At 56.5% G+C, this 1,569-nt stretch carries 2 protein-coding genes; one reads left to right on the top strand and one right to left on the bottom strand.

Annotated elements, in window-relative coordinates; genetic code table 11:
• Positions 1-111: 111 nt before the first annotated feature.
• Entirely contained in the window at positions 112-933 is an 822-nt protein-coding gene (gene thiD / locus L692_RS0112225) for a bifunctional hydroxymethylpyrimidine kinase/phosphomethylpyrimidine kinase (protein WP_025700223.1), read from the bottom strand.
• A gap of 87 nt (positions 934-1,020) precedes the next feature.
• Between thiD and L692_RS0112220 the strand changes: the two genes are divergently transcribed.
• Complete coding sequence (locus L692_RS0112220) at positions 1,021-1,491, top strand: DUF3888 domain-containing protein (RefSeq protein WP_025700220.1); 471 nt, start codon at positions 1,021-1,023, stop codon at positions 1,489-1,491.
• Positions 1,492-1,569: the final 78 nt, after the last annotated feature.

The following is a 1,569-nucleotide window of genomic DNA, read 5'->3' as shown; positions in this document are numbered from 1 at the left end:
CTGCCGGTCTCCGGCTGTTGACGCTCCCCATGATGAAGTATGCCCGAAGATGTGTCCGCACCGCTTCGCTGTCCAGCCTGCCTTCGCTTGGGATCATATCCCGTTCGCTCATCATTTCCCGCTCCCTTCCGCGCGCAGCCTGCGACCGTACGCAAAATGATTGGTCGGGCCGTGCCCCGCCCCGATGCCCAGGCCGTCCTCGATAGCCGCCCGGATAAACGCCTTGGCGGTTCGGACGGCTTCTTCCGCCGGATAACCCTTCGCCAGCTCCGCCGTCAGCGCGGCGGAATAGGTGCAGCCGGTTCCATGCGTATGCCGGGTGTCGATGCGTGGACTCTCCATGTAGCTGAAATCCTTGCCGTCATAGAGCACATCCGTGACGCTGCCGTTCCCGGCGCCGTGGCCGCCTTTAATGACAACATAACGTGAGCCCATTTGCGCGATTCGTCTGGCCGCTTCCTCGCAGTCCGTCAGGCTGGCGATCGACATACCGGCGATGATTTCCGCTTCCGGGATATTCGGCGTCGTCACAAGGGCGAGCGGAAGCAGATGCTGAATCAGAGACTGCACCGCTTCCCGCTGAAGCAGGGAGGACCCTCCCTTGGCAACCATTACCGGATCAACGACCAGATTGCTCCATCCGTATTGGCGGATCTTGCCGGCGGCGGTTCGGATAATTTCTCCGCTGAACAGCATGCCGGTCTTGACCGCATCCGGAGTCAGGTCCTCGCCAATGGAGTCGAGCTGCCGCGACACGGCTTCCGGATCAAGCGGATATACGTCCTGAACCCCGAGCGTGTTCTGCGCCGTTACCGCGGTCAGCGCCGACATGCCGTAGACGCCCAGCTCCTGGAACGTCTTGAGGTCGGCCTGGATGCCCGCGCCCCCGCCGCTGTCCGAACCGGCGATCGTTAACGCCTTGTATACGTTCATCTTTTTCGTCTCCCTTGCTGGATAGTTCCATACTTCGGTATACGAAGCAAAGCTTTGATCAAGAATAGCATCAGAGGTGATACCGATATGCACATGAAACATTTTGGACTGGTGATTCTATTTGTGCTAATATTACCGTCGTTTGTTCAAGCTGCCGGACTCGGGGGAGAGAAAGGCACCCCGGCTGATGATCATGGGAAAAGAGTGATTTTGACGCTGCTCTCGCCTTATATTCAAGAGGAGCTGGACCGCTGCTATAAAGGAACAAAGCATCCATCCGTGCAATTTGCTCCATTCCTAAGCGATACGGTTGTGGTCAAAATGGTCTATTATTCTTCCCACATAGAAATTGAACTGCGTGTCTTTCCATATGTGGGACCTCATCTCACTATCGGAGAAGATGAGCTTACATTCCGGATCGACAATACAGGGAAAGTGAAGGGGCTTGGCTGTCGGCATATCAGAGACGACTTTCCTTTGCCCTGGAACTATCAATCTGGCAGCCCTGCACTCCCCGGGCACAAGCCGATCCATTCCCGCCTGCCGATGACATTCTAGTTATCTTCTTTAAGCTTCCCGGATTCTCGACAGCTTCCCGTATTCCTCCGGCGTAAGGAGCGCGAGCTGGTTCAGAAA

This window comes from Paenibacillus forsythiae T98 (assembly GCF_000520735.1).
Classification (GTDB): domain Bacteria; phylum Bacillota; class Bacilli; order Paenibacillales; family Paenibacillaceae; genus Paenibacillus_AQ; species Paenibacillus_AQ forsythiae.
Note: the sequence above shows the minus strand (reverse complement) of the source record. Positions and strands in the feature narration are given on the sequence as shown.